This window comes from Microbacterium sorbitolivorans, from assembly GCF_003327285.1.
Lineage (GTDB): Bacteria > Actinomycetota > Actinomycetes > Actinomycetales > Microbacteriaceae > Microbacterium > Microbacterium sorbitolivorans.
In genome coordinates this window covers 969,943-991,374 of record NZ_KZ848473.1, presented here as the reverse complement: position 1 = coordinate 991,374, position 21,432 = coordinate 969,943, and the positions used below count along the sequence as shown (strand labels likewise).

At 69.5% G+C, this 21,432-nt stretch carries 17 protein-coding genes and 2 tRNA genes; 12 read left to right on the top strand and 7 right to left on the bottom strand.

Translation table 11 applies throughout. The features are described 5' to 3' along the window. Window positions 1–60 precede the first annotated feature (60 nt). Together nudC and DTO57_RS04995 are read left to right on the top strand one after the other, a co-directional pair. Window positions 61–933 (top strand): NAD(+) diphosphatase, encoded by an 873-nt coding sequence (gene nudC, locus DTO57_RS05000; protein WP_114117068.1) that lies wholly within the window; start codon window positions 61–63, stop codon window positions 931–933. Next, window positions 930–2,630: an ATP-dependent helicase gene (locus DTO57_RS04995; RefSeq protein WP_114117067.1), complete on the top strand. Its 1,701-nt coding sequence runs from the start codon at window positions 930–932 to the stop codon at window positions 2,628–2,630. The genes nudC and DTO57_RS04995 overlap by 4 nt, the downstream gene beginning before the upstream one ends. Before the next feature lie 799 nt (window positions 2,631–3,429). Here DTO57_RS04995 and DTO57_RS04990 read toward each other — a convergent pair. After that, window positions 3,430–4,815: a zinc-dependent metalloprotease gene (locus tag DTO57_RS04990; RefSeq protein WP_114117066.1), complete on the bottom strand. Its 1,386-nt coding sequence runs from the start codon at window positions 4,813–4,815 to the stop codon at window positions 3,430–3,432. A 107-nt stretch (window positions 4,816–4,922) separates the two neighbouring features. On the opposite strand from DTO57_RS04990, the gene DTO57_RS04985 reads away from it, so the two are divergent. The 3 genes from DTO57_RS04985 to DTO57_RS04975 all read left to right on the top strand — a co-directional run bounded on the left by DTO57_RS04985 (window position 4,923) and on the right by DTO57_RS04975 (window position 9,442). Next, on the top strand, window positions 4,923–6,023 hold the full coding sequence (locus DTO57_RS04985; RefSeq protein ID WP_229730536.1) for a YlbL family protein: 1,101 nt from the start codon (window positions 4,923–4,925) through the stop codon (window positions 6,021–6,023). 22 nt (window positions 6,024–6,045) lie between these two features. Beyond that, window positions 6,046–8,985, top strand: a complete 2,940-nt coding sequence (locus DTO57_RS04980) for a UPF0182 family membrane protein (RefSeq protein ID WP_114117065.1) — start codon at window positions 6,046–6,048, stop codon at window positions 8,983–8,985. 88 nt (window positions 8,986–9,073) lie between these two features. Continuing rightward, on the top strand, window positions 9,074–9,442 hold the full coding sequence (locus DTO57_RS04975; protein WP_114117064.1) for a cupredoxin domain-containing protein: 369 nt from the start codon (window positions 9,074–9,076) through the stop codon (window positions 9,440–9,442). Between the two features lie 54 nt (window positions 9,443–9,496). Here the strand turns inward: DTO57_RS04975 and DTO57_RS04970 are convergent. Next, window positions 9,497–9,573 (bottom strand) — tRNA-Met (locus tag DTO57_RS04970). Between the two features lie 188 nt (window positions 9,574–9,761). Here DTO57_RS04970 and DTO57_RS04965 point away from each other — a divergent pair. Next, on the top strand, window positions 9,762–10,676 hold the full coding sequence (locus tag DTO57_RS04965) for a hypothetical protein (protein ID WP_114117063.1): 915 nt from the start codon (window positions 9,762–9,764) through the stop codon (window positions 10,674–10,676). Between the two features lie 141 nt (window positions 10,677–10,817). Here DTO57_RS04965 and DTO57_RS04960 read toward each other — a convergent pair. Continuing rightward, window positions 10,818–10,894: transfer RNA gene (locus DTO57_RS04960), tRNA-Met, on the bottom strand. A 98-nt stretch (window positions 10,895–10,992) separates the two neighbouring features. Between DTO57_RS04960 and DTO57_RS04955 the strand changes: the two genes are divergently transcribed. Beyond that, entirely contained in the window at window positions 10,993–11,802 is an 810-nt protein-coding gene (locus DTO57_RS04955) for a carbon-nitrogen hydrolase family protein (protein ID WP_114117062.1), read from the top strand. Here DTO57_RS04955 and DTO57_RS04950 read toward each other — a convergent pair. Next, window positions 11,778–12,986, bottom strand: a complete 1,209-nt coding sequence (locus tag DTO57_RS04950) for an aminotransferase class I/II-fold pyridoxal phosphate-dependent enzyme (RefSeq protein WP_114117061.1) — start codon at window positions 12,984–12,986, stop codon at window positions 11,778–11,780. The genes DTO57_RS04955 and DTO57_RS04950 overlap by 25 nt on opposite strands. 106 nt (window positions 12,987–13,092) lie before the next feature. Between DTO57_RS04950 and DTO57_RS04945 the strand changes: the two genes are divergently transcribed. Genes DTO57_RS04945 through DTO57_RS04935 form a run of 3 tightly spaced genes read left to right on the top strand, consistent with a single transcriptional unit; the run spans window position 13,093 to window position 17,291 of the window. Then, complete coding sequence (locus DTO57_RS04945) at window positions 13,093–14,577, top strand: S1C family serine protease (RefSeq protein WP_114117060.1); 1,485 nt, start codon at window positions 13,093–13,095, stop codon at window positions 14,575–14,577. Between the two features lie 36 nt (window positions 14,578–14,613). Next, entirely contained in the window at window positions 14,614–15,858 is a 1,245-nt protein-coding gene (locus DTO57_RS04940; protein ID WP_114117059.1) for a CDP-glycerol glycerophosphotransferase family protein, read from the top strand. Then, window positions 15,855–17,291, top strand: coding sequence for a CDP-glycerol glycerophosphotransferase family protein (locus DTO57_RS04935; protein WP_114117058.1), 1,437 nt, complete (start codon window positions 15,855–15,857; stop codon window positions 17,289–17,291). Before DTO57_RS04940 ends, DTO57_RS04935 begins: the two co-directional genes overlap by 4 nt. Window positions 17,292–17,330: 39 nt before the next feature. Here DTO57_RS04935 and DTO57_RS04930 read toward each other — a convergent pair whose 3' ends face one another. Then, window positions 17,331–18,422, bottom strand: coding sequence for a glycosyltransferase family 2 protein (locus tag DTO57_RS04930; protein WP_229730538.1), 1,092 nt, complete (start codon window positions 18,420–18,422; stop codon window positions 17,331–17,333). 52 nt (window positions 18,423–18,474) lie between these two features. Here DTO57_RS04930 and DTO57_RS04925 point away from each other — a divergent pair, with 52 nt between their 5' ends. Together DTO57_RS04925 and DTO57_RS04920 are read left to right on the top strand one after the other, a co-directional pair. Continuing rightward, window positions 18,475–19,704, top strand: coding sequence for a CDP-glycerol glycerophosphotransferase family protein (locus DTO57_RS04925; protein WP_114117290.1), 1,230 nt, complete (start codon window positions 18,475–18,477; stop codon window positions 19,702–19,704). A gap of 108 nt (window positions 19,705–19,812) precedes the next feature. Beyond that, entirely contained in the window at window positions 19,813–20,121 is a 309-nt protein-coding gene (locus DTO57_RS04920; protein ID WP_114117057.1) for a helix-turn-helix domain-containing protein, read from the top strand. Here the strand turns inward: DTO57_RS04920 and DTO57_RS04915 are convergent. Beyond that, the gene (locus tag DTO57_RS04915; RefSeq protein ID WP_114117056.1) at window positions 20,118–20,399 is read right to left on the bottom strand and encodes a hypothetical protein; all 282 of its coding nucleotides are present in this window, start codon (window positions 20,397–20,399) and stop codon (window positions 20,118–20,120) included. The two genes, DTO57_RS04920 and DTO57_RS04915, sit on opposite strands and share 4 nt — an antisense overlap. A gap of 72 nt (window positions 20,400–20,471) precedes the next feature. Further along, the gene (locus DTO57_RS04910) at window positions 20,472–21,167 is read right to left on the bottom strand and encodes a phosphocholine cytidylyltransferase family protein (protein ID WP_114117055.1); all 696 of its coding nucleotides are present in this window, start codon (window positions 21,165–21,167) and stop codon (window positions 20,472–20,474) included. Window positions 21,168–21,432: the final 265 nt, after the last annotated feature.

Below are 21,432 nucleotides of genomic sequence, written 5' to 3'. Positions count from 1 at the left end.
GGGCGCGGCCACCACGCCACGCAGGAATCCGCGCAGGAAGCCCCAACCGAGAGGACATCGATGATCGATCTCGCCGATGCATTCGACACCAGCGCACACGAGCGCACCGACGAGGGGCTCATCGACCGGTTGCGGAACGATCCGCTGACGCGCGTGGTGCAGATCGCCGGCGACCAGGCGCCCATCGCGGGCGGCACGATCGCGTTTGCGGATCCGGCCGACGTCGCGAGCGACGCGACCTGGGCCTTCCTCGGCCGCGACCGCGCGGGCCAGGCCTACCTGCTCGCCGTCTTCGGCGGCGAGGCACCGGATCCGGCGCGCGGCGAGTGGACCTCCTACCGCACCATCGGGGCGTCGCTCGACGGGCTCGAGTCATCGCTCTTCGTCTCGGGGCTCGCCCTCGGCCGCTGGCTCGCCGACTCGCCGTTCTGCCCGCGCTGCGGATCCGCGACGACCATCACGATGGCCGGCTGGGCGCGCCGGTGCGCCTCCTGCGGTCGCGAGCACTTCCCCCGCACGGATCCCGCCGTGATCGTCGCGATCACCAATCGCGACCGCACCAAGCTGCTGCTCGGCGCCAACGCGGCGTGGAAGGGCGAGATGTTCTCGTGCTTCGCGGGCTTCGTCGAGGCGGGGGAGTCTGCCGAGCTCACGGTGCACCGCGAGCTGCTCGAGGAGACGGGCGTGGAGGTCGACAACCTCACCTACATCACCTCGCAGGCGTGGCCGTTCCCGCGCTCGCTCATGCTCGGCTACCACGCGACGATCGTCGACGAGCAGACGGTGAAGCCCGACGGCGAGGAGATCATCGAGTCGCGCTGGTTCTCGCGCGAGGAGATCGGCCGCGGACTCGCGGGCGAGCTCGACGTGCGGCTCCCGGGTGGGGCGTCGGTCGCGCACCACCTGATCCGTACCTGGTACGACGAGAAGTGAGCCCGCTCGACGCGCTCGACGAGTCGCAGCGGCGCGCGGCCGAGGTCCTGCGCGGCCCCGTCGCGGTGCTCGCCGGCGCCGGCACCGGAAAGACGCGCGTCATCACGCACCGCATCGCTCACGGCGTCGACGAGGGCACCTACACGCCGAACCGCGTGCTCGCGCTGACCTTCACGACGAAGGCGGCGGGCGAGCTGCGCGGCCGGCTACGCCAGATGGGCATCTCGGGCGTGCAGGCGAAGACGTTCCACGCCGCGGCGCTCTCGCAGCTCAACTTCTTCTGGCCGACGGTCGCGGGCGACACGGCCCCGTCGATCATCGACAACAAGGTGCGCCTGCTCGCGCACGCCGCCGACTCGCTCCGCATCAGGCCCGACACCAACACGCTGCGCGACATCGCCGCGCAGATCGAGTGGCGCAAGGTCACGATGCGTTCGATCGACGATTACGCGACACTCGGCCGCGCCGTCGGGTCCGTCGGGGCATCGGCGCTCGTCGACCTCATGGCCGCCTACGAGAAGCTGAAGGACGAGCGCCGCCAGCTCGACTTCGAGGACGTGCTGCTCGCGTGCGCGGGCATGATCGAGGCTGAGCCGCGCGTCGCCGTCGCGATCCGCGAGCAGTACCGCCACTTCACCGTCGACGAGTACCAGGATGTCTCGGCGCTGCAGAACCGGCTGCTCGAGCTGTGGCTGGGTGACCGGCGCGACATCTGCGTCGTCGGCGACGCGAGCCAGACGATCTACTCGTTCACGGGCGCCGAGGCCAAGCACCTGCTCGAGTTCGGCACGCGGTACCCCGACGCGACGGTCGTGCGCCTCGAGCACAACTACCGTTCGGCCCCGCCGATCCTCGACGCCGCGAACGCCCTCATGCGCGACCGCGCGGGCGCCCTGCGGCTACGGCCGACCCGCGAGTCGGACACGCCGCGCCCCGCCGTTGTCGAGTACCCCGACGACGCGTCGGAGGCCGCGGGGGTCGCGGCGCGGATCCGGTCGCTCGTCGATCGCGGCGTGCCCGCGAGCGACATCGCGATCCTCTATCGCGCGCACGGCCAGTCCGCCCTCCTACAGCAGGCTCTCGCCGACGCGCAGGTCGCGGCGACGGTGCTCGGCGGCACGCGCTTCTTCGACATGCCCGAGGTGCGCCAGGCGATCCTCGCGATCCGCGCGGCGGCCGTCGCGCCGAGCGATCTCGGCTTTCTCGAGGCCGTGCGTGACGTGCTCCGGGGCCTCGGCCACGTGGAGGACGCGCCTCCCGCCGGCGGCGCCCTGCGCACCGCGTGGGAGGCGCGCCAGGCGATCGTGCGCCTGGCGGAGTCGACGTCCGAGCGCAGCCTGCGCGGCTTCGCCGACGAGCTGCTCGCGCGGGCGAAGGATCAGCACGAGCCGGCGATGCGCACCGTCACGCTGTCGACGCTGCACGCCGCGAAGGGCCTGGAGTGGCCGCACGTGTTCCTCGTCGGCGTTTCGGAGGGCCTCCTGCCGATCTCGTACGCGTCGAACCTCGAGGCGATCGACGAGGAGCGGCGCCTCGCCTACGTCGGCATCACTCGTGCCGCGCAGACGCTGTCGCTTTCGTGGGCACGCGCCGCGGGCCGAGGTGAACGATCTCCGTCGCGGTTCCTTGCGGAGATCGGCACAGGCATTCTGCGTGTGGAGCGTGCGAACGCCACCGGCGGCGGCCGTCGCGGCTGAGCTCGACCGACCGGCTGCGCCCCGACTCCGGCGAGACCCCCGCGAGCACCTGCGCGAGCAGTGCGGCGGCGGATCCGGCGACCGACCTCGTCGGCGGATCCACTAGCTCGCGGGCGAGCAGCTGGCTCGCGAGAGCCGGCCACGCCGGATCGCGGTCGACCTCGTGCGCCCAGAGGCAGGCGAGGCACGCCGTCTCGCCCGGCCGCACGGCCGGGCCGAGGATCGCTCGCTCGGAGTCGAGCACGAGGGGCACGTGCACGACGTCGGCCGACACCAGCTCGTGTGCGAGGTACGGCGGCACGAGGCTCGCCGAGACGATGACGGCGATCGCGCCCGGCGTCGCCGCGGCGTCGGCTGTCGTGCGCCGCACGGGCGTGAAGCCGGCGTCGGCGAGCGCGTCGTATACCCCGAGGACCGCGGGATGGGGAACGCGGTCGGTGACGAGCAGCGACACCTCGGACGTTTCGGTCACCTCGCGGAGCGCGGTGCCGAGCTGCGCCACGAGCGCCGTCGCTTCCGCCGGATCCCCGCCGAGCGCCATCGCGAGGCCCGCGATCTGGCCGGGCGCGACGCCGTGCGCGAGCACACGGAGCAGCTCGAGCTGCCAGGCGGTCGGGTCCACGATCGTGCACACGGGGTCTGAGAGACCGACCTGCACGCTGCGCTCGTCGCGCCACAGCACGGGGTACGCGGGGTCGAGCTCAATCATCGGCATGTCGCCGATTGTGCCCCTCTTCCCGCCCGCGCGGGCGGTTATCCACAGGCGGATCCGCGAAATCCGCCTGTGGATCGTTCCGGCTTAGGAGCGGTCCGGCTCGTCGCCCGACGGGGCCTCGCCCGCGTCGTCGCCCGGCTCCTCGGCCTCGGCCTCGGCGAAGAGCTGGGCGAGGGCCTCGTCCATCTCGTCGCGGGGAGCCTCCTCGCCGCGCGCCGACGCCTCGAGGCGGGCGATGAGGCCCTGCGGGTTGTCGATGTCTTCGGCGGTCGGCACGAGGTCGGGGTAGTCCCACAGGCCGTCGCGCACGTCGCGGCCGACGGCGTCGCCGATCGCGCGCCACATCGCCGCGGCCTCGCGCAGGCGGCGCGGGCGCAGCTGGAGGCCGACGAGCATGCCGAGCGCGTCCTGCGCGGGGCCGCCGACGGCGCGGCGGCGGCGGGTCGCCTCCGCGATGCGGTCGAGGCTCGGGATCCGCGCCGCCGCGTCGGCGGCGACGACGTCGACCCAGCCCTCGATGAGGGCGAGCATGTTCTCGAGGCGGTCGAGCGCGTGCTTCTGCGCCTCGGTCTGCTTCGGCAACAGGGCACCGGATCCGAGCGCCTCCTGCAGCTCTTGCGGATCCGACGGGTCGAAGCGCCCGGCGAGGTCGTCGAGCACGTCGGTGTCGATGTGGATGCCGCGGGCGAAGTCGGTGACCTGGCTCATGACGTGCAGGCGCAGCCACTTTGCGTGCTTGAAGAGGCGGGCGTGCGCGAGTTCGCGGGCGGCGAAGTAGAGCGCGAGCTCCTCGTGGGGGATCTCGAGGCCCTCGCCGAGGTCATCGAAGTTCTGCGGCAGGATCGCGGCGACGCCGGGAGGCAGGACGGGGATGCCCACGTCGCCGCCCGACACGACCTCCTTCGACAGCTTGCCGACGACCTGGCCCAGCTGGGCCGCGAACAGCGAGCCGCCGACCTGGCGGATCATGCGGCTCGCGCCGCTGATCGCCTGGCGCATCTCCTCGGGAGTCTGCTGCTCGAGCGCGTCCGTGAGCGCGTCGGCGACCGACTCGGCGACGGGCTCTGCCGTCTCCTGCCACACCGGCAACGTCTGCTCGACCCACTCGCCGCGCGTCAGCACGATCGGGAGCTGCCCCGTCGGGTCGAGGTTCGTCGCCTCGCTCAGCCAGAGATCCGCGAGCTGGAAGGCCCCCGCGAGGTCGTTGCGCTGGCCGGAGGTGATCGCCAGGCTGTCCTGGTTCGCCACGTGCAGCGCGCCCGTGCGGGCCGAGTCCCACGGGATCTCGCCGTTCGAGGTCGACATCGCCTGCTGGAACGCGGCCATCATCTGCTGCAGCTGCGCCGGATCCACGCCCATGTTGCGAAGCTGCTCGGGGTCTATGCCCGCCTCGCCGAACGCATTCTGGTCGCCGCCGAGCATCCGGCGGAGCATCTCCTGGAAGTCGTCGTCCGGGGTATTGTCGCTCATGAGGAGCCGCCTTTCGCCGCCGTGTTCAGCCTGCGCTGTGGGTAGTACAACTACGCTAACGTCTCTGAGCCGAGTACATTCCTCGGCCGGCGAGGAAGGTACGGGCAGTGACAGAAGCCATCGAGAGCACGCGCCGCTGGTCACGTCGACTGACGGTTGGCGCCTCGGCCCTGATCGTAGCGATCGTTGCACTGCTCGTCATGAGTTTTCTGCCGACCGGATACGTCCTCGAGCAGCCGGGTCCCGTGTTCAACACCCTCGGCGAGGTCAAGAACGCCGACGACGAGGACGTGCCGCTGATCGCGGTCGACGACGCCGAGACCTACGACACGAGCGGATCGCTCTCGCTCACGACGGTGCAGGTCGTGGGCAATCGCGAGCACCCCCTGTCGTGGACCGAGCTGGCGCTCGCCTGGTTCCGTCCCTCGCAGGCGATCCTGCCGATCGACTCGGTGTTCCCGGAGGGGGAGACGAGCGAGCAGCGCGACCAGGCCAACGCCGTCATGATGGAGGACTCGCAGAGCAAGGCATCGGCCGCCGCGCTGATCGCGCTCGGCTACGACGTCCCCGCCGACATCAGCGTCGTGTCGCTCGTCGACGACTCGCCCGCCGAGGGGATCCTCTCCGAGGGCGACCGGATCCTCGCCGCCGAGGGCGAGACGATCACCGACGTCACGCAGCTGCGCGACATCATCGGTGCGCAGAACGGGGATCCGGTCTCGCTCACGATCGAGCGCGATGGCGAGACGAGCGACGTCGAGGTGACGCCGCAGAAGGCCACGCTCGACGGCGAGGACTCGTGGGCGATCGGCGTGAGCCTCATGAGCGGCTACGACCTTCCCATCGACATCTCGATCCAGCTCAACAACGTGGGCGGCCCGAGCGCCGGAATGATGTTCGCTCTCGGCATCGTCGACACGCTGACGCCCGGCGAGATGACGGGCGGCGCGGCCATCGCAGGCACCGGCACGATCGAGGCCGACGGCACCGTCGGCCCGATCGGCGGGATCCGCCAGAAGCTCTACGGCGCGCGAGACGCGGGCAACGACTACTTCCTCGCGCCGGCCTCGAACTGCGACGAGGTCGTCGGGCACGTCCCCGACGGCCTGCAGGTCATCTCGACCTCGACGCTCGAGGAGTCGATCGCGGCGGTCGAGGCGATCGCTCAGGGCGAAGCCGAGAACCTTCCTACCTGCGCCGCGTCATAACAGGCTCTCCTAAGATGGAGGGGTGACCTCCACCTCGCAGCAGAACTCGGCCACGCCGTCATCGCCGACCAGACGGATCGTTGTCGCGACCGTCGCCATTATCGCCGTCATCCTGGTGGCGCTGTTTGGGCTGGCAAGCCTGTATACCGAATTCCTTTGGTATCGCCAGCTCGACTTCGCCTCAGTGCTCACGACGCAATGGATCGCGCGGGCGGTGATGTTCGCCGTCGGCTTCGTCGGCATGGGCGTTCCGGTCTGGCTGTCGATGTTCCTGGCCTACCGCCTGCGGCCGGTGTATGCGCGTCTCAGCTCGCAGCTTGACCGGTACCAGGAGGTTGTCGAGCCGCTGCGCCGCCTCGCGATGTGGGGTATCCCGGTGCTGTTCGGCTTCTTCGCCGGCTTCGCCGCGTCCACGCAGTGGGAGACCGCTTGGCTTTGGGCCAACGGCGTCGAGACGGGGGAGACCGACCCGCAGTTCGGCCTCGACATCTCGTTCTACATGTTCGACCTGCCGTTCTACCAGAGCGTCGTGAGCTTCGTGCTCGCGGTCACGCTCATCTCGCTCCTCATCACGGCGGTTATCAGCTACCTGTACGGATCCGTGCGGGTCGGCCAGGGTGAGCTCTCGATCTCGAAGTCCGCGCGGATCCAGATCGCAATCATCGCGGGCGTGTACCTGCTGTTCCAGGGCGTGAGCATCTGGATCGGCCGCTACGCCAGCCTCGTGTCGACGCACGACCGCATCACCGGTCCCGACTACGTCGCGACCCACGCGCTGATCCCCGGCCAGACGATCCTCTCGATCGTCGCCGTGCTCGTCGCCGTGCTGTTCCTCGTCACCGCCTTCATCGGCAAGTGGCGCTACCCGCTCGTCGCGACCGGTCTGCTGATCGTGACGTCGCTCGTCGTCACGGTCGCGCTGCCGTGGGGTGTGCAGACCATTCAGGTCACGCCGAACGAGCGCGCGCTGCAGTCCGAGTACTACCAGAAGAACGTCGACGCGACCCGCGCCGCGTACGGTCTCGACCAGATCGAGACCACCGAGTACGAGGCCGAGACAACGGTCGAGAAGGGGCAGCTGCGCGGCGACGCCGACACGACCGCCTCGCTGCGTCTCATGGATCCGTCGATCATCGGCCCGACCGTGCAGCAGCTGCAGCAGGTGCGCCCGTACTACCAGTTCCACGACACCCTCGACGTCGACCGCTACACGATCGACGGCGAGACGCAGGACGCCGTGGTGTCGCTGCGCGAGCTGAACCTTGACGGCCTCGGCGATAACCGAAGCTGGGTCAACTCGACCATGACCTACACCCACGGCTACGGCATGGTCGCGGCCCGTGGTAACGCCCGCACCAACGAGGGCGAGCCGGTCTTCGTCGAGGGCGACATCCCCTCGAAGGGCTTCCTGACCGACGCCGAGTACGAGCCCCGCATCTACTTCGGCGAGGAGTCGCCCGAGTACTCGATCGTCGGCGCCCCCGAGGGAGCCGACCCCGTCGAGCTCGACTACGCCACCGGATCCGGCGGTACCGAGAACCAGATCTACACGACGTTCTCCGGCGACGGCGGCCCGAGCCTCGGCAACTACTTCAACCGCATGCTGTACTCGCTGAAGTACCAGTCGGCGGAGATCCTCTTCAGCGACCAGATCAACGAAGAATCGCAGATCCTGTACGACCGCAGCCCGCGCGAGCGCGTGCAGAAGGTCGCCCCGTACCTGACGCTCGATCAGGATCCGTACCCCTCGGTCGTCGACGGCCGCATCGTCTGGATCATCGACGGCTACACGACGAGTGCGTCGTACCCGTACGCCACCCAGGTGAGCCTGTCGGAGGCGATCAGCGACTCGGCCAACCCGCAGCCCAACCTGCTGGTCGACGACGTCAACTACATCCGCAACTCGGTCAAGGCGACCGTCGACGCGTACGACGGATCCGTCACGCTCTACGCGTGGGACGAGACCGACCCGGTGCTCGCGACCTGGCAGAAGATCTTCCCGTCGACGCTGAAGCCCATCAGCGAGATGTCGGGCGACCTCATGAGCCACGTGCGCTACCCGACCGACCTGTTCAAGGTGCAGCGCTCGATGCTCGGCATCTACCACGTCGACACCGCGAACGCGTTCTACCAGCGCGACAACGCGTGGGAGACGCCGAAGGACCCGAGCAACGACCAGGCCCTGCAGCCGCCGTACTACCTGACGATGCAGATGCCCGGCGAGGACGAGCCGACCTTCTCGATGTTCACCTCGTTCATCCCCGACGGCGGTGACCGCCAGGTGCTCATGGGTTACCTCTCGGTCGACTCCGATGCCGGTAGCGAGGCGGGCACGGTGCGCGAGGGCTACGGCAAGCTCCGAATGCTCGAGATATCGTCGAGCAGCACGATCCCGGCACCCGGACAGGTACAGAACGCGTTCGACTCGAACCAGGAGATCGCGAACGAGCTGAACGTGCTGCAGATCGGTGACTCGAACGTCGTGCCGGGTAACCTGCTGACGCTTCCCGTCGGCGGTGGCCTCCTTTACGCGCAGCCGGTGTACGTGCAGTCGAAGCGCGACACGTCGTACCCGCTGCTGCGCAAGGTGCTCGTCGCGTTCGGTGACGAGGTCGCGTTCGAAGACACGCTCGCCGAGGCCCTCGACAAGCTGTTCGGCGGCGACTCGGGCGCCGAGACCGGCGACCAGAACGTCGACCCGGTCGACCCCGAGACGGGGGAGCCCACCGACAACGACACCGATAGCGGCACTACGACCGACCCGACGCCGGAACCGACCGACGACCCCGACTCGGGCAGCGTCACCCCGCCGGCCGGAAGCTACGAGGAGGCGCTCGCCGCGGCGAAGACCGCCCTCGACGCGAAGACGGCGGCGCTCGACAAGGGCGACATGGTCGCCTACGCCGAGGCCGACGCCGACCTGACGAAGGCGCTCGAGACGCTCCTCGAGCTCTCGGAGTAATCGCGCCCGAAGGCGCCCACGGGATCCGGTCCCGTGGGCGCCTTCGGCGTTTCCGGCCGCGCGCCCGCGGGCGCGAGAGAATGGATCCATGAAGAAACGGATCCTTGCCCTGGGGCTCGCGCTCGTCGCGGCCGCGACGCTTACCGGCTGCTCGTCGGAGCCGGACGTCGAACCGACGGGTCACACGACGACGGTCACGGTTCAGGTGCAGGGGATGAGCTACACGCCGTCCGAGATCGAGGTGCCGCTCGGCGACGAGCTCGTCGTTGAGTTCGAGAACACCGGTACCGATCTGCACGACATCGAGTTCGGCAACGGCGAGGCGTCGGAGCGCCTGAACCCCGGCGAGACCGAGACGGTGAACGTCGGCGTGGTGGGGGAGGACATGGACTTCTGGTGCTCGGTGTCGAACCACCGCGCGATGGGCATGGAAGGCACCATCACCGTCGCGGAGTAGGAGCTATGGAAAGGCAACAGCCCCGATCTAGAAAGTCTAGATCGGGGCTGTTCTTGGTTGCGGGAGCAGGATTTGAACCTACGACCTCTGGGTTATGAGCCCAGCGAGCTACCGAACTGCTCCATCCCGCGGCACAAGAGACCACTATACACGCGCCACGCCACCCCCGCAACTCGGCCCCACGACCACCGCCCCCACATCCGCGAGATCGCACTCTTTTCGCGAGATCTCACTGAATTCGATGCGATCTCGCGAGATGGGTGAGATCTCGCGGGCTTGGGGGCCGATGCCGTCGGCGCCTTGCGCATAGGCTGGGGAAATGCGCGTGCGAAGCCTGTCGATTCCGATCGTTGCCCTGACGCTTCTCGCGGCGGGCTGCACGAGCGAGACGGCGCCGGATCCGGCACCGACGGCGGAGCCGACGGAAACCCCGCTTTCGGATCCGACGACGCTCGCCGAGCTGCAGACCTACGTTCAGGACACGGGGATCGCCGACACGGGGATCATCGCGATGACCCCCGGATCGGCCACGGGGGTCGATGTTCAGCTGATGTGGGACGAGCTGCCGAGCCCCGACGAACAGCTCGCGGCGCTCTCGGCGGTCGAGGGCGAGGCGGCGGGCATCGTCGACGACGCCGAACTCAACGCGATCGCCCTGGGGTCGATTGCGGGCGCCAGCGTGTTTGCCGGGATCATCACCGATGAGAACCCGGGACCCGAGGTGCTGCGAGCCATGGTCGACACGACGGCGGACTCGCCGTGCGCGACGGCCACGCTCAGCCACGAGACTTACGGGGATGCGCCGGAGGCTCGCGTGACGCTGGACTGCCGGGTTGAGGCGGCCGACCTCATCGAGCTCGCGGAATCGTACGACGCCGTGACGGCGACCCGGTTCGACGTCGACGGCGTGGATAACACCGTGTGGGAGGTATCGGTCGACGGCTGGACCACGTCCGACGCGTTTCTGCGCCTCGACATGGGCCCAATCGAGGGTCGGCAGGACCTCCTCGTCGACCTCGCGACAATGGCAGAGGAGCATGGCGTCACGCGGATCCAGGTGACCGACGGCGTGACCGGCTTCGGACTCCACGGAACGGCGGACGCAGCCCAGTCTGAACTCTGTGCGGCGATGCGCGACCGCATCATGGCGGACGGCATGGCGCACGCCGGCGTCTACCTGCAGCTACCCGAGGCCGACGGCGACGACGCGTGGGCCTGCTACCTGACGGAATAGCCCCGCCAGGCCCGCGAGATCTCACTCTTTTCCTGAGATCGCACCGAAATGAGTGAGATCTCGCGAAAAGAGTGCGACCTCGCGGAGTAAGGGCGGGGGAACGCAGAAGGCCCGGATCCTGTTGGATCCGGGACTTCGCATTGGTTGCGGGAGCAGGATTTGAACCTACGACCTCTGGGTTATGAGCCCAGCGAGCTACCGAACTGCTCCATCCCGCGGCACGTCTTCTACTTTACCCACCGTTCACCCGCGGGCCAAGCCGGGGCGATTCCCGGGCGAGCCTGTGCGCGGGCTGGGCGCGTGGCAGGATGGCGGCATGAGTGCACACGAGCCCGTCGGCATCGCCGTCTTCCAGTTCGCGCCGGCGGCCGACGTCGACGCCAACCTCACGAGCCTCGCGGAGGCTGCGGCGACGGCCGCCGCGCGCGGCGCGCGAGTCCTCGTCGCGCCCGAGTATGCGAGCTACTTCGTGGATCCGTTCGATGCGAGCCTCGCCGCGCACGCGCAGGATCTCGACGGCCCGTTCACGCGCTCGCTCGCGACGATCGCGGCGCAGCACGATCTGACGATCGTCGCGGGCCTCGTCGAGAGGGGCGACGGGGAGCGCGTGCGCAACACCGCGGTCGCGGTCGACTCGACCGGCGTCGTCGCGAGCTACCGCAAGCAGCACCTCTACGACGCCTTCGGGCAGACCGAGAGCGAGTGGATCGAGCCGGGGGAGCTCGCGGATCCGGAAACCTTTGTCGTCGACGGCCTGCGCTTCGGGCTCATGACCTGCTACGACCTGCGATTCCCGGAGGCGGCGCGCACGCTCGTCGACGCCGGCGCCGAGGTGCTCCTCGTGCCGTCGGAGTGGGTGCGCGGCCCGCTGAAGGAACACCACTGGGAGACGCTCATCGCGGCGCGCGCGATCGAGAACACCGCTTACGTCGTCGCGGCCGACCACACGCCGCCGATCGGGGTGGGGCGATCGATGATCGTGGATCCGCGGGGCGTCGTGACGGCCGCGCTCGGCACGGAGGCCGACGTCGCGGTCGGCTGGGCGACGCGCGAGCGCATCGCCGAGGTGCGCGAGACGAATCCCGCGCTGAAGTTGCGCCGCTACCGGGTGACGCCCGCGAGCTGAGCGAGGCGGCCCGCGGCCTCCTCGAGCATGCCGATGCGCTTGCATGCGGCGAACCGCACGAGCGAGCGGTACTCGTCGTGGTGCTCCGCCGTGACGAACGCGCTGAGCGGCACGCCGACGACGCCTGCGAGGCCGGGGAGCGCCCGGCAGAATTCGGCGGCGTCGTCGTAGCCGAGTGAGGCGGCGTCGGCGACCGTGAAGTAGGTGCCGGCGGGTCTCGACACGGCGAATCCTGCGGCGTCGAGGCCGCGCCCGAGCGCCTCCGACTTGGCGCGCATGTCGAGGGCGAGCTCGTCGAAGAAGGCGTCCGGCAGCCGAAGCCCGGCCGCTATCGCGGGCTGGAACGGCGAGCCGTTGACGTAGGTGAGGTACTGCTTAACCGTGAGGATCGCCGTGACGAGCTCGGCGGGCGCCGTCAGCCACCCGATCTTCCATCCGGTCGTGCGGAAGGTCTTCCCGCCCGACGAGATCGAGATCGTGCGATCGCGCGCGCCGGGGATCGCCGCGATGGGAGAGTGCGCCCGCGCGAAGGCGAGGTGCTCGTATACCTCGTCGGTGATGATGAGCGCGTCGTGCCGCTCGGCGAGCTCGACGACGAGTGACCGTACCTCGGCGGTGAACATCGTGCCGGTGGGGTTGTGCGGGTCGTTGACGAGGATCGCGCGGGTGCGGTCGGTGACGGCTGCGGCGAGCTCCTCCGGATCCGGTTGGAAGCCGGGCCAGCGCAGGCGGACGGGAACGAGGCGGGCGCCCGCCAGCGCGATCGCGGCGGCATAGGAGTCGTAGAAGGGCTCGAAGACGACGACCTCGTCGCCCGGTTCGAGCAGGGCGAGGAGCGAAGCGGTCAGCGCCTCGGTGGCGCCGGCGGTGACGAGGATCTCGGATCCGGGATCCCACGAGAGCCCGTAGAAGCGTTCCTGGTGTTCGGCGATCGCGGCCCGCAGATCGGGCGTGCCGCGGCCGGGCGGGTACTGGTTCTGCCCGTCGGCGATCGCGCGCCTCGCGGCCTCGAGAACCTCGGCCGGCCCCTCGTCGTCGGGGAATCCCTGGCCCAGGTTGATCGCTCCCGTGCGGCCCGCGAGGGCCGACATCTCTGCGAAAATTGTGGGTGCGACCTCGCCGTCCGCGCCGAGGAGGCGGGCTCCGGCGGCCGCGCGCCGCCACGATCCGGGTACCTGCGTCATGTCGTCAGGCTACCCGCGACGAACTCACACACTTGCCCTAATCTGAACATAGACGGCTCATAGGAAACCGGCGCATGCTGAATTTATCAGCCCAGAAGGAGCAGTCATGAGCACTGACAGCGGTTCAATGATCCCCCCGCTTCCCGAGCGCTCTGCCGCAGAGCAGGCAGCGCGCGGCGGTTATGTCGGCCCGGCGGCACAGTCGCAGCCCGGTCAGCAGCAGCCGCAGTACCCCGCCGCGGGTCAGGCACAGCCCGGTGCCTACGCCCGCCCGCAGACGACGGCCACCGCTGAGCCGGCGTTTGTGACCCAGCCCCAGGCGGAATACGCGTGGGCCCAGCCCGAGCAGAAGCAGAAGAAGTCGAAGCCCGGCATCGGCGCGAAGGTCGCGGGCCTCATGGTCGTCGCGGCCCTCATCGGCGGCGGCGTCGGCCTCGGCGGCGCGTGGCTCGGGTTCAGCAACTTCGGTAACGACTCGTCGACCCAGCAGGTCACCTCGTCGGCGACGGGCGCGCAGAACGTCACGATCAACAACCCCGACGACGTCAACGAGACGGCGGCGATCGCGGCGAAGGCGCTCCCCAGCGTCGTCACGATCGAGGCCGCGAGCGACACGGCCAGCGGCAGCGGATCCGGTGTCGTGTTGAGCGAGGACGGTTACGTCCTCACCAACACGCACGTCGTGACTCTCGGCGGCGAGGCCGCCAACGCGCAGCTGCGCGTGACGATGTCTGACGGCACCATCTACGACGCCACGGTCGTCGGCACCGACCCGACGTACGACCTCGCGGTCATCAAGCTCGAGGGCGCCAGCGGCCTCACGCCGGTGACGTTCGCCGACTCGTCGAAGCTCAACGTCGGCGACACCTCGGTCGCGATCGGTGCGCCCATGGGCCTCAACAACACCGTCACGACGGGCGTCATCAGCAACGTCAACCGCTCGATCGAGATCGCATCTTCGGCCGCGCCCGACGATGAGACGACGCAGCAGGACGACAGCTCGCAGCAGCAGTCGCCGTGGTTCTTCGACCTGCCCGGTCAGGACGGCCAGAACGGCCAGGGTGACAACTCGACCACCACGACGAGCGACTCGATCAAGATCGCGGTGCTCCAGACCGACGCCGCCATCAACCCCGGTAACTCGGGTGGCGCGCTGCTCAACAGCTCGGGCGAGCTGATCGGCATCAACGTCGCGATCGCGACCGCGAGCTCGACGAGCGGCGAGTCCGGATCGATCGGCCTCGGCTTCGCGATCCCGTCGAACATCACCGAGCGCGTGTCGAACGAGATCATCGCGAACGGCAGCGCCACGCACGGCCTTCTCGGCGCGAGCGTCGCACCCGCGGCGAGCGTCGAGGGTACGACGACGACCGGCGCCTACATCGCCGAGGACCCGGTATCGGGCGGCGGCGCCGAGGCGGGCGGCCTGCAGAAGGGCGACATCATCACGAAGGTCGACGGCGTGCGCGTCAACGACGCCATCGACCTGACCGCGCAGATCCGCGCGAACGCCGCGGGCACGAAGGTCACGATCACCTACGTGCGCGACGGCTCGGAGCACGAAACCGAGGTCACGCTCGGCGAGATGTAAACCGATCAGAAAGGCGCCACCCGTTAGGCTCGACGGGTGGCGTCTTTCTCTTTCGGTTCGGGCAATACTGCCAAGCTCGCCCGCCTGCCGCTGTATGGCCTCGGCCGCCTCGTCACGCTGGTCGTGCCGCGCGGAAACCGGTGGGTCTTCGGGTGCGGCGCCGGAATCGCAGACGGCCCGCTCGAAGCCTGGCGCGAGGCGACCTCGCGAGGCGTTGACGCGGTGTGGCTCACGACGAGCGACGACGAGGCGCGAGACGCCGAGCGGCTCGGGATCGCGACGCTCCCCAAGTTCAGCTGGCGCGGTTTCTGGGCCACGGCCCGCGCGCGCGTCGCCGTCGTGGCGTTCGGTTTCGGCGACGTCAACCCCTACGCCGTGACGGGCGCCTTCGTCGCCCAGCTCTGGCACGGGATCCCGCTGAAGCGCATCGGGCTCGATGCCCCCGAGGTGTCGCGTAGCTCGTTCCTGCCGAACTCGCGCCTCGTGCGCGGTCTGCTCAGGTGGATGTATCGCCGCTCGGCCCAGCGCATCGGGGTCATCCCGGCGGCGAGTCACCTCGTGCGCGGGCGCCTCGAGTCGGCGTTCGGCATCTCGCACGAGAAGGTCGCCGTCGTCGGCGAGCCGCGAGTCGACGTGCTCTCGCGCGGCGACGCGGCATCGCGCCGCGCCGAGGCGCAGGCGCTCGTGGCGTCGCTCGTACCCGCCCTGTCGTCCGGCCGGCGGCTCGTGCTCTACGCGCCGACGTGGCGCAACGGCGACCCGGATCCCGGAGTCCCGAGCCCCGACGAGTGGGACCGCCTGCTCGGGCTGCTCGAGCGCCACGACGCCGCGCTGGTGGTGCGCTCGCACCGCCTCGGCGAGGGGGAGTACGTGCCGCCGGCCGCGACCGATCGCGTCGCGATGCTGGGGGCCGGCCTGCTCGCCGACATCAACCGCGCGCTGCCCGTGTTCGACGCGATCGTCACCGACTACTCCTCGCTCGCATTCGACGCGTCGCTCGTGCCGCTGCCGGCGTTCTTCCTCGCGCCCGACCTCGACGAGTATGCCCGCCGCCGCGGCTTCTATGGCGTCTACGCCGATGTCGCGGGCGACGACGTGGCGCGCAGCTGGAGCGAGCTGATCCCCGAGCTCGACGAGGCCCTCGGCGACCCCGACGCCCTCGCCCGGCGCACCGAGCGCGCCCGCGCCCTGAGCGCCCGGGTGCACGATTTTGATGATGGACACAACACGCGGCGCGTGATCGACGAGGTCTTCGCCCGCATCGGAAAGGCCCGTGGATGACCGCGACCATCACGCTCGACACGACAGGCGCCGTCCCGGCGCTCATCGTCTCCGGATCCGGCACCGCACCGGGGCGCGTGGCGCTCGCGGGCCCGCGCGCGGGCGTCGAAGCGGATCCGGTCGCCGACGGATCCGCGTGGTCGGCGCGGCTGCCGCTGCACCGCGCTCGCTGGGGCGGCGCGGAGCTGCCGCTGCCGAGCGGCGAATACCGCGTCGAGGTGGAGGGCGTCGGGGTGGCCGGCGCGGTGCCGATGACGATCGAGGGCACCCTGCGCGTCGCCGTCGACGGCGACCGCGTCGAGATCGGCCCGCCACTGGATCCGTCGGTCGAGGAGCCGGAGGGCCGCGCCGCGCTCGAGCGCCGCTACACGCTGCACACCTCGCCGCTCGAGAACGCGGTGTTCTTCGAGAGCTTCTACGGCCGCGTCGCGGGCGATAACCCGCTCGCGATCGACCGCGAGATCGCGCGGGTCGCCCCGGGCGTCACGCGCTACTGGAGCGTCATCGACTACTCGGTCGAGGTGCCCGAGGGCGCGATCGCGGTCGTCGAGGGCTCGTCCGATTGGTGGCGGGCGCGCAGCGCGAGCCGCCTGCTGATCGTCAACGACTGGCTGCGCCGCCGCTACGCGCGCCGCAGCGGGCAGACGGTGCTGCAGACCTGGCACGGTACGCCGCTTAAGCGCCTCGCGCTGACGCGCCCCGGCTTCCGCCCGCGCGCGTGGGGCGCCGTGCTCAAGGAGTCGCGCCGCTGGAACATCCTGCTCGCGCAGAACTCGTACGCCGCGCGGATCCTCGCCCGGGCGTACGCCTTCCGCGGCCGCGAGATGTGGGTCGAGGGCTACCCGCGCAACGACGTGCTGCAGGGCGGCGACGGCGGATCCACGCGCCGCCAGCTCGGCATCGGCGACGACGAGCGGGTCCTGCTCTACGCGCCCACGTGGCGCGACGACCGCAGCGAGATGGTCGACTTCATGGATCCGCAGGAGCTCGCCGAGCGCACCGGCGCGGTCGTGCTCGTGCGCGGGCACAGCCGCACGCTGTTGCCCGGGCAGAGCGCGACGGGCGCCCGCGTGATCGACGTGACGGGCTACGCCGATGTCGCGCGGCTCATGTGCGCGGCCGACGCGATGATCACGGACTACTCGTCGGTCATGTTCGACTTCACGATCACGGGCAAGCCGATCTACTTCCTCGTGCCCGACCTCGAGCACTACCGCAGCGATCTGCGCGGCTTCTACTTCGATCTCGCCGAGCGCGCCCCGGGACCCGTCGTGCGCACGACCGACGAGCTCGTCGAGGCGCTGGGGGAGGATCCGGCGCCGTACGCGGACCGGTACGCCGCGTGGCGGAAGGTCTTCAACGCGCGCGACGACGGCCGCGCGGCCGAGCGCGTGACGGCACGGATCTTCGACCGGGGCCTGCTGGAGCGCTGACGCGCCCCATCAGACGACGCGCCCTACCGGCTGACGCGGCTACCTGCTGACGCGAGAGGTGTCGATCGTGTCGCGCGCGCCGCGCACGACGCCCACGATGAATCCGGCGCCCCAGGCGACGTGCATCGTGGGGACGACCGCGAGCGACCAGATCTTCTCGCGGAGCGACGCCTTCTTCTGCAGGGCCGAGTAGCCGGCGATCACGAGCGCGTAGAGCGCGATCGGCAGGAAGATGAGGCTCAGCACGCCCGCGAGGACGCCGCGCAGCGCGCCGCCGATGCGTAGGCCCGCGACGAGCAGCCCGAGCGTCAGCATGACGACGAGGGCGGGCGGCGCGAAGTACCGCGTCGAGTTGCGGAAGCCGTAGCGGCGCACGAGCTCGCCGCGCCAGCGGCCCGTCGCGAGGAACTGACGCGAGAGCTGCGACCAGCTCTCGCGGGGCCAGTACGCGACCGACAGCTTCGGGTCGAACATCACCCGGTAGCCCGCCTGGCGCAGGCGCAGGTTCATCTCCCAATCGGATCCGCGGCGCAGCGTCTCGTCGAACATGCCGATCTCTTCGACGGCCTCGCGGCGCATGACGCCGAGGTAGGCCGAGTCGGCCTCCGACTCCTGGCCCGAGCCGTGGTAGGCGCCGCCGCCGAGCCCGATCTTCGAGTTATAGGCGGCCGCGACGGCGCGCTGGAAGGGCGTGCGCCCCTCGGCGTGCATGGTGCCGCCGACGTTGGCGGCGCGCGTACGGTTGAGGGTCTCGAGCGCGCGCATCGTGTAGCCGGGGCTCAGCTCCGAGTGCGCGTCGACGCGCACGATCGTCGGGTACTGCGAGGCGCGGATGCAGAGGTTGAGCCCCACGGGGTTGTCCGACGCCGGGTTGTCGACCAGGATGATCCGCGGATCCTTCGCCGCGAGCTCGCGGGCGAGCTCGGTCGTGCCGTCGTCGGAGGGCGCGAGGGCAATGACGAGCTCGATCGGGCCGTCGACCTCCTGCGCGAGCGTCGACGCGACCGCGTCCTCGAGGTAGTCGACCTCGTTGAGCACGGGCATGATGTACGACACTCCGGCTCCCGCCGGCACGACGGGCGCGTCGCGGCGATCGGCCTGCGGGCGCATCGAGCTGGGATCGTTACTCATTTGTCGATCATCCCACGGGGTCGTCGGAGGTCGGCTGGATAACGTGGGTGTCGTGAAGTTGGTGAATGACGCGAAGAAGGCCGTGCGACTTGTCATGAAGGCGGCGCGTTCTCGAGCGACCCACCAGACGACCGTCAAGGCGCTCCGGGCGCAGGGGCCGCTCGAGAAGAACCGCTTCCGCATCGCGGTGTACTTCGCTGATGACGACGTCAACATGTATCAGATTCGTCAGTGGTACGGCCCCCTCGCCGAGCTGTCGAAGACGCATCCCGTCGTCGTGCTCTCGCGCAAGGTCACGGGCGCCGGCGCGATCCTGAAGGACGGCGTGCTGCCGGTGGCCTACGTGCGCCGCGTGGCCCAGCTCGAGAAGTTCCTCGACGCGCAAGACATCCGCATCGTCTTGTACGTGAACCAGAACACGCGCAACTTCCAGATGTTCCGCTATGGCGAGCGCTGGCACGTGTTCATCAACCACGGCGAGTCCGACAAGATGTACATGACGACCAACCAGTTCAAGGCGTACGACTACGCCCTGATTGCCGGTCAGGCGGCCCGCGACCGCCTCTCTCGCACGCTGTGGGATTACGACCTCGATCGACGCACGATCGCGATCGGCCGCCCGCAGGCCGATCATTACTCGGGCGAGCTGCCGTACACGCCCGATGGCCGCACCGTCGTGCTCTACACGCCGACGTGGGAGGGCGACCGCCCGGCCGCGGCATACGGATCCATCGCGACACACGGCGAGCAGCTCGTCAAGGCGTTGCTCGCCGACTCGGCGTACCGCCTGATCTACCGTCCCCACCCGCGCAGCGGCGTGGTCGACGCCGCCTACGGCAGCGCGCACCACCGCATCGTTCACGCGATCAAGGCCGCCAACCACGCGGATCCGTCGGCGCAGCACGTGTACGACGACGGCCCCGAGGTGGGGTGGCAGATCGCCGCGGCCGACGTGGCGATCTCGGACATCTCGGCGATGATCTACGACCGCCTTGCGACGGGCAAGCCGCTCATCGTGACGCGCCCCGTGAACCCGGCGGCGTCGGTCGACGAGGGCGGCTACCTCGGCGCCTGCGAGTGGCTGAGCGCCGACGAGGCGAGGGACGTGCGCGCGCACGTGACGCGCGTGCTCGAGGATCCGGAGACCACCGCGCGGATCGCGCACTGGTCGCAGCACTACTTCGGCGACACTTCTCCTGGCGCACCGACGGCGCGCTTTCACGACGCCATCGAGCAGCTGCTGGCGAAGTGGGACGAGTGGAACGAGCGCCGGGCGGCGTAAGGCACCCGCGCGCCGGCCGCTCGGCCGCATGGGGCATATATGCCTGTGCGTAAAAACCCGGGCACAGGTGCTTAGGCGTGTGAACCGAGCCTCGGCGACCATCGAGGGATGGTCCAAACAGAGTCGGAGATCGCCCGGGAAGTGGGACGGCGCATCCAGAAGATTCGCGCCACGACCGGCGTGAGCGCGCGAGTGCTCGCTGAGTGCGCCGACATGGACCTGACGAACTTCCAGCGCATCGAGCGGGGGATCGGCAACCCGACGATCGCGACGCTCGTGCAGATCGCGACGGCGCTCGAGATCGATGTCGCCGAGCTCGTGACGGGCCTCGACCCTAACGACCTCCCGCACGGCCGCGAGCCCTACGGCTACTCGCAGGCGAAGACGCGCCGCCGCGCCTATCGCGCGATCTACTAGAAGACGAACTGCCACAGCAGCTCGCGCCCCTCTGCGCCCGTGCTACGCCAGCTGAGGGTGACGCACAGATCGCCCGTCTCTAGCCCGCACAGGCAGATCTCGTTCTGGTCGCCGGGGAGCACGAGGCCCCATTGCTCGAGGTGTACCTCGTCGCCCTCCCTGATCATCGCGCGCGCGAGCGCGAGCGGCGCATCGGAGACGTTGGTCACGACGGGGTGTGGGAAGGAGTGCCGCACGCGCCAGGGCGACGGGACGGCGGAGGATTCGTCGATGTTCATGCACCGAACATACGAAAGACCCCCGACATTCGAAGAGAGATTCGAAGGCCGGGGGGGGTCTGCAGAAATTGTTTAGGCGAGCACCTGGTTGGCGCGCTCGAGGTCTTCGGCGAAGTCGACCTCGACGGCGTAGAGGTCGCTGATGTCCATCGCGGCAACGCGCACGCCGTTCTCGGCGATCGCGAGCTCGAGGCCGCGCTCGAAGTAGTCCTGGTCGCCCACGCGCTGCAGCTGGGCGATGAGGGCGCGCTTGTCGGCGCTCGAGATGTAGTTGATGCCGACGGCCTCGCCGATGCCGTTCTCGACGGTCTTCGACAGCTCGGCAACGAAGCCGTGGGCGTCGAGGGTGTACTTGACCTCTTCGTCGCTGACCTTCGAGGTGTTGACCGTGACGAACGACTGGTCCTGGTCGATGAGGGCGACGGCGCGGCCGAGCACGCGCGGGTCGAAGACGACGTCGCCGTTCATCCAGAGCACGCCGCCGCGACCGGTCGCGAGGAGCGCGCGCAGCAGGCTCTTCGAGGTGTTGGTCTCGTCGTACGCCTCGTTGTGCACGTAGTTGACGTTGGGGAACGCGTCGATGATGGTCTCGGCGCGGTAGCCGACGACCGTCGTGATCTGAGCGTCGAAGCCGAATGCAGCGCGGATGTTCTGGTGCTGCTGCTGCATGATGGTGCGGCCGTCGGCGAGAGTCGTGAGCGACTTCGGCAGCTCGCGGCCGAGGCGAGTGCCCATGCCCGCGGCGAGGATGACGGTCTGGAGGGTCATGCGGAAACTCCTAATACTGGGGAGGATGGGTCCCGGCGGAGATGCCTCATGAGAGCAAAGTTCACCCGAACGTCATCCTCGATCTACCTTCAAGATACCAATGTGCGCCTGAAACAATCGGATTTCCGAGCTGATCCGGAGGAATCGGTCTGGCGCGGCGGGCGATCCGCGGGCAGGATGGTTAGATTGATCGGGTGACAGACACGGCGGGGGAGAACGCGCTCGAGTTGCGCGGAGTGGTCAAAACTTACCGGGGTGAACCGGC

Coding starts and splice junctions, on each gene's coding strand:
- nudC (WP_114117068.1), top strand. CDS start 61: ATGATCGATCTCGCCGATGCATTCGACACCAGCGCACACGAGCGCACC.
- DTO57_RS04990 (WP_114117066.1), bottom strand. CDS start 4,815: ATGAGCGACAATACCCCGGACGACGACTTCCAGGAGATGCTCCGCCGG.
- DTO57_RS04975 (WP_114117064.1), top strand. CDS start 9,074: ATGAAGAAACGGATCCTTGCCCTGGGGCTCGCGCTCGTCGCGGCCGCG.
- DTO57_RS04965 (WP_114117063.1), top strand. CDS start 9,762: ATGCGCGTGCGAAGCCTGTCGATTCCGATCGTTGCCCTGACGCTTCTC.
- DTO57_RS04955 (WP_114117062.1), top strand. CDS start 10,993: ATGAGTGCACACGAGCCCGTCGGCATCGCCGTCTTCCAGTTCGCGCCG.
- DTO57_RS04950 (WP_114117061.1), bottom strand. CDS start 12,986: ATGACGCAGGTACCCGGATCGTGGCGGCGCGCGGCCGCCGGAGCCCGC.
- DTO57_RS04945 (WP_114117060.1), top strand. CDS start 13,093: ATGAGCACTGACAGCGGTTCAATGATCCCCCCGCTTCCCGAGCGCTCT.
- DTO57_RS04935 (WP_114117058.1), top strand. CDS start 15,855: ATGACCGCGACCATCACGCTCGACACGACAGGCGCCGTCCCGGCGCTC.
- DTO57_RS04930 (WP_229730538.1), bottom strand. CDS start 18,422: ATGAGTAACGATCCCAGCTCGATGCGCCCGCAGGCCGATCGCCGCGAC.
- DTO57_RS04920 (WP_114117057.1), top strand. CDS start 19,813: ATGGTCCAAACAGAGTCGGAGATCGCCCGGGAAGTGGGACGGCGCATC.
- DTO57_RS04915 (WP_114117056.1), bottom strand. CDS start 20,399: ATGAACATCGACGAATCCTCCGCCGTCCCGTCGCCCTGGCGCGTGCGG.
- DTO57_RS04910 (WP_114117055.1), bottom strand. CDS start 21,167: ATGACCCTCCAGACCGTCATCCTCGCCGCGGGCATGGGCACTCGCCTC.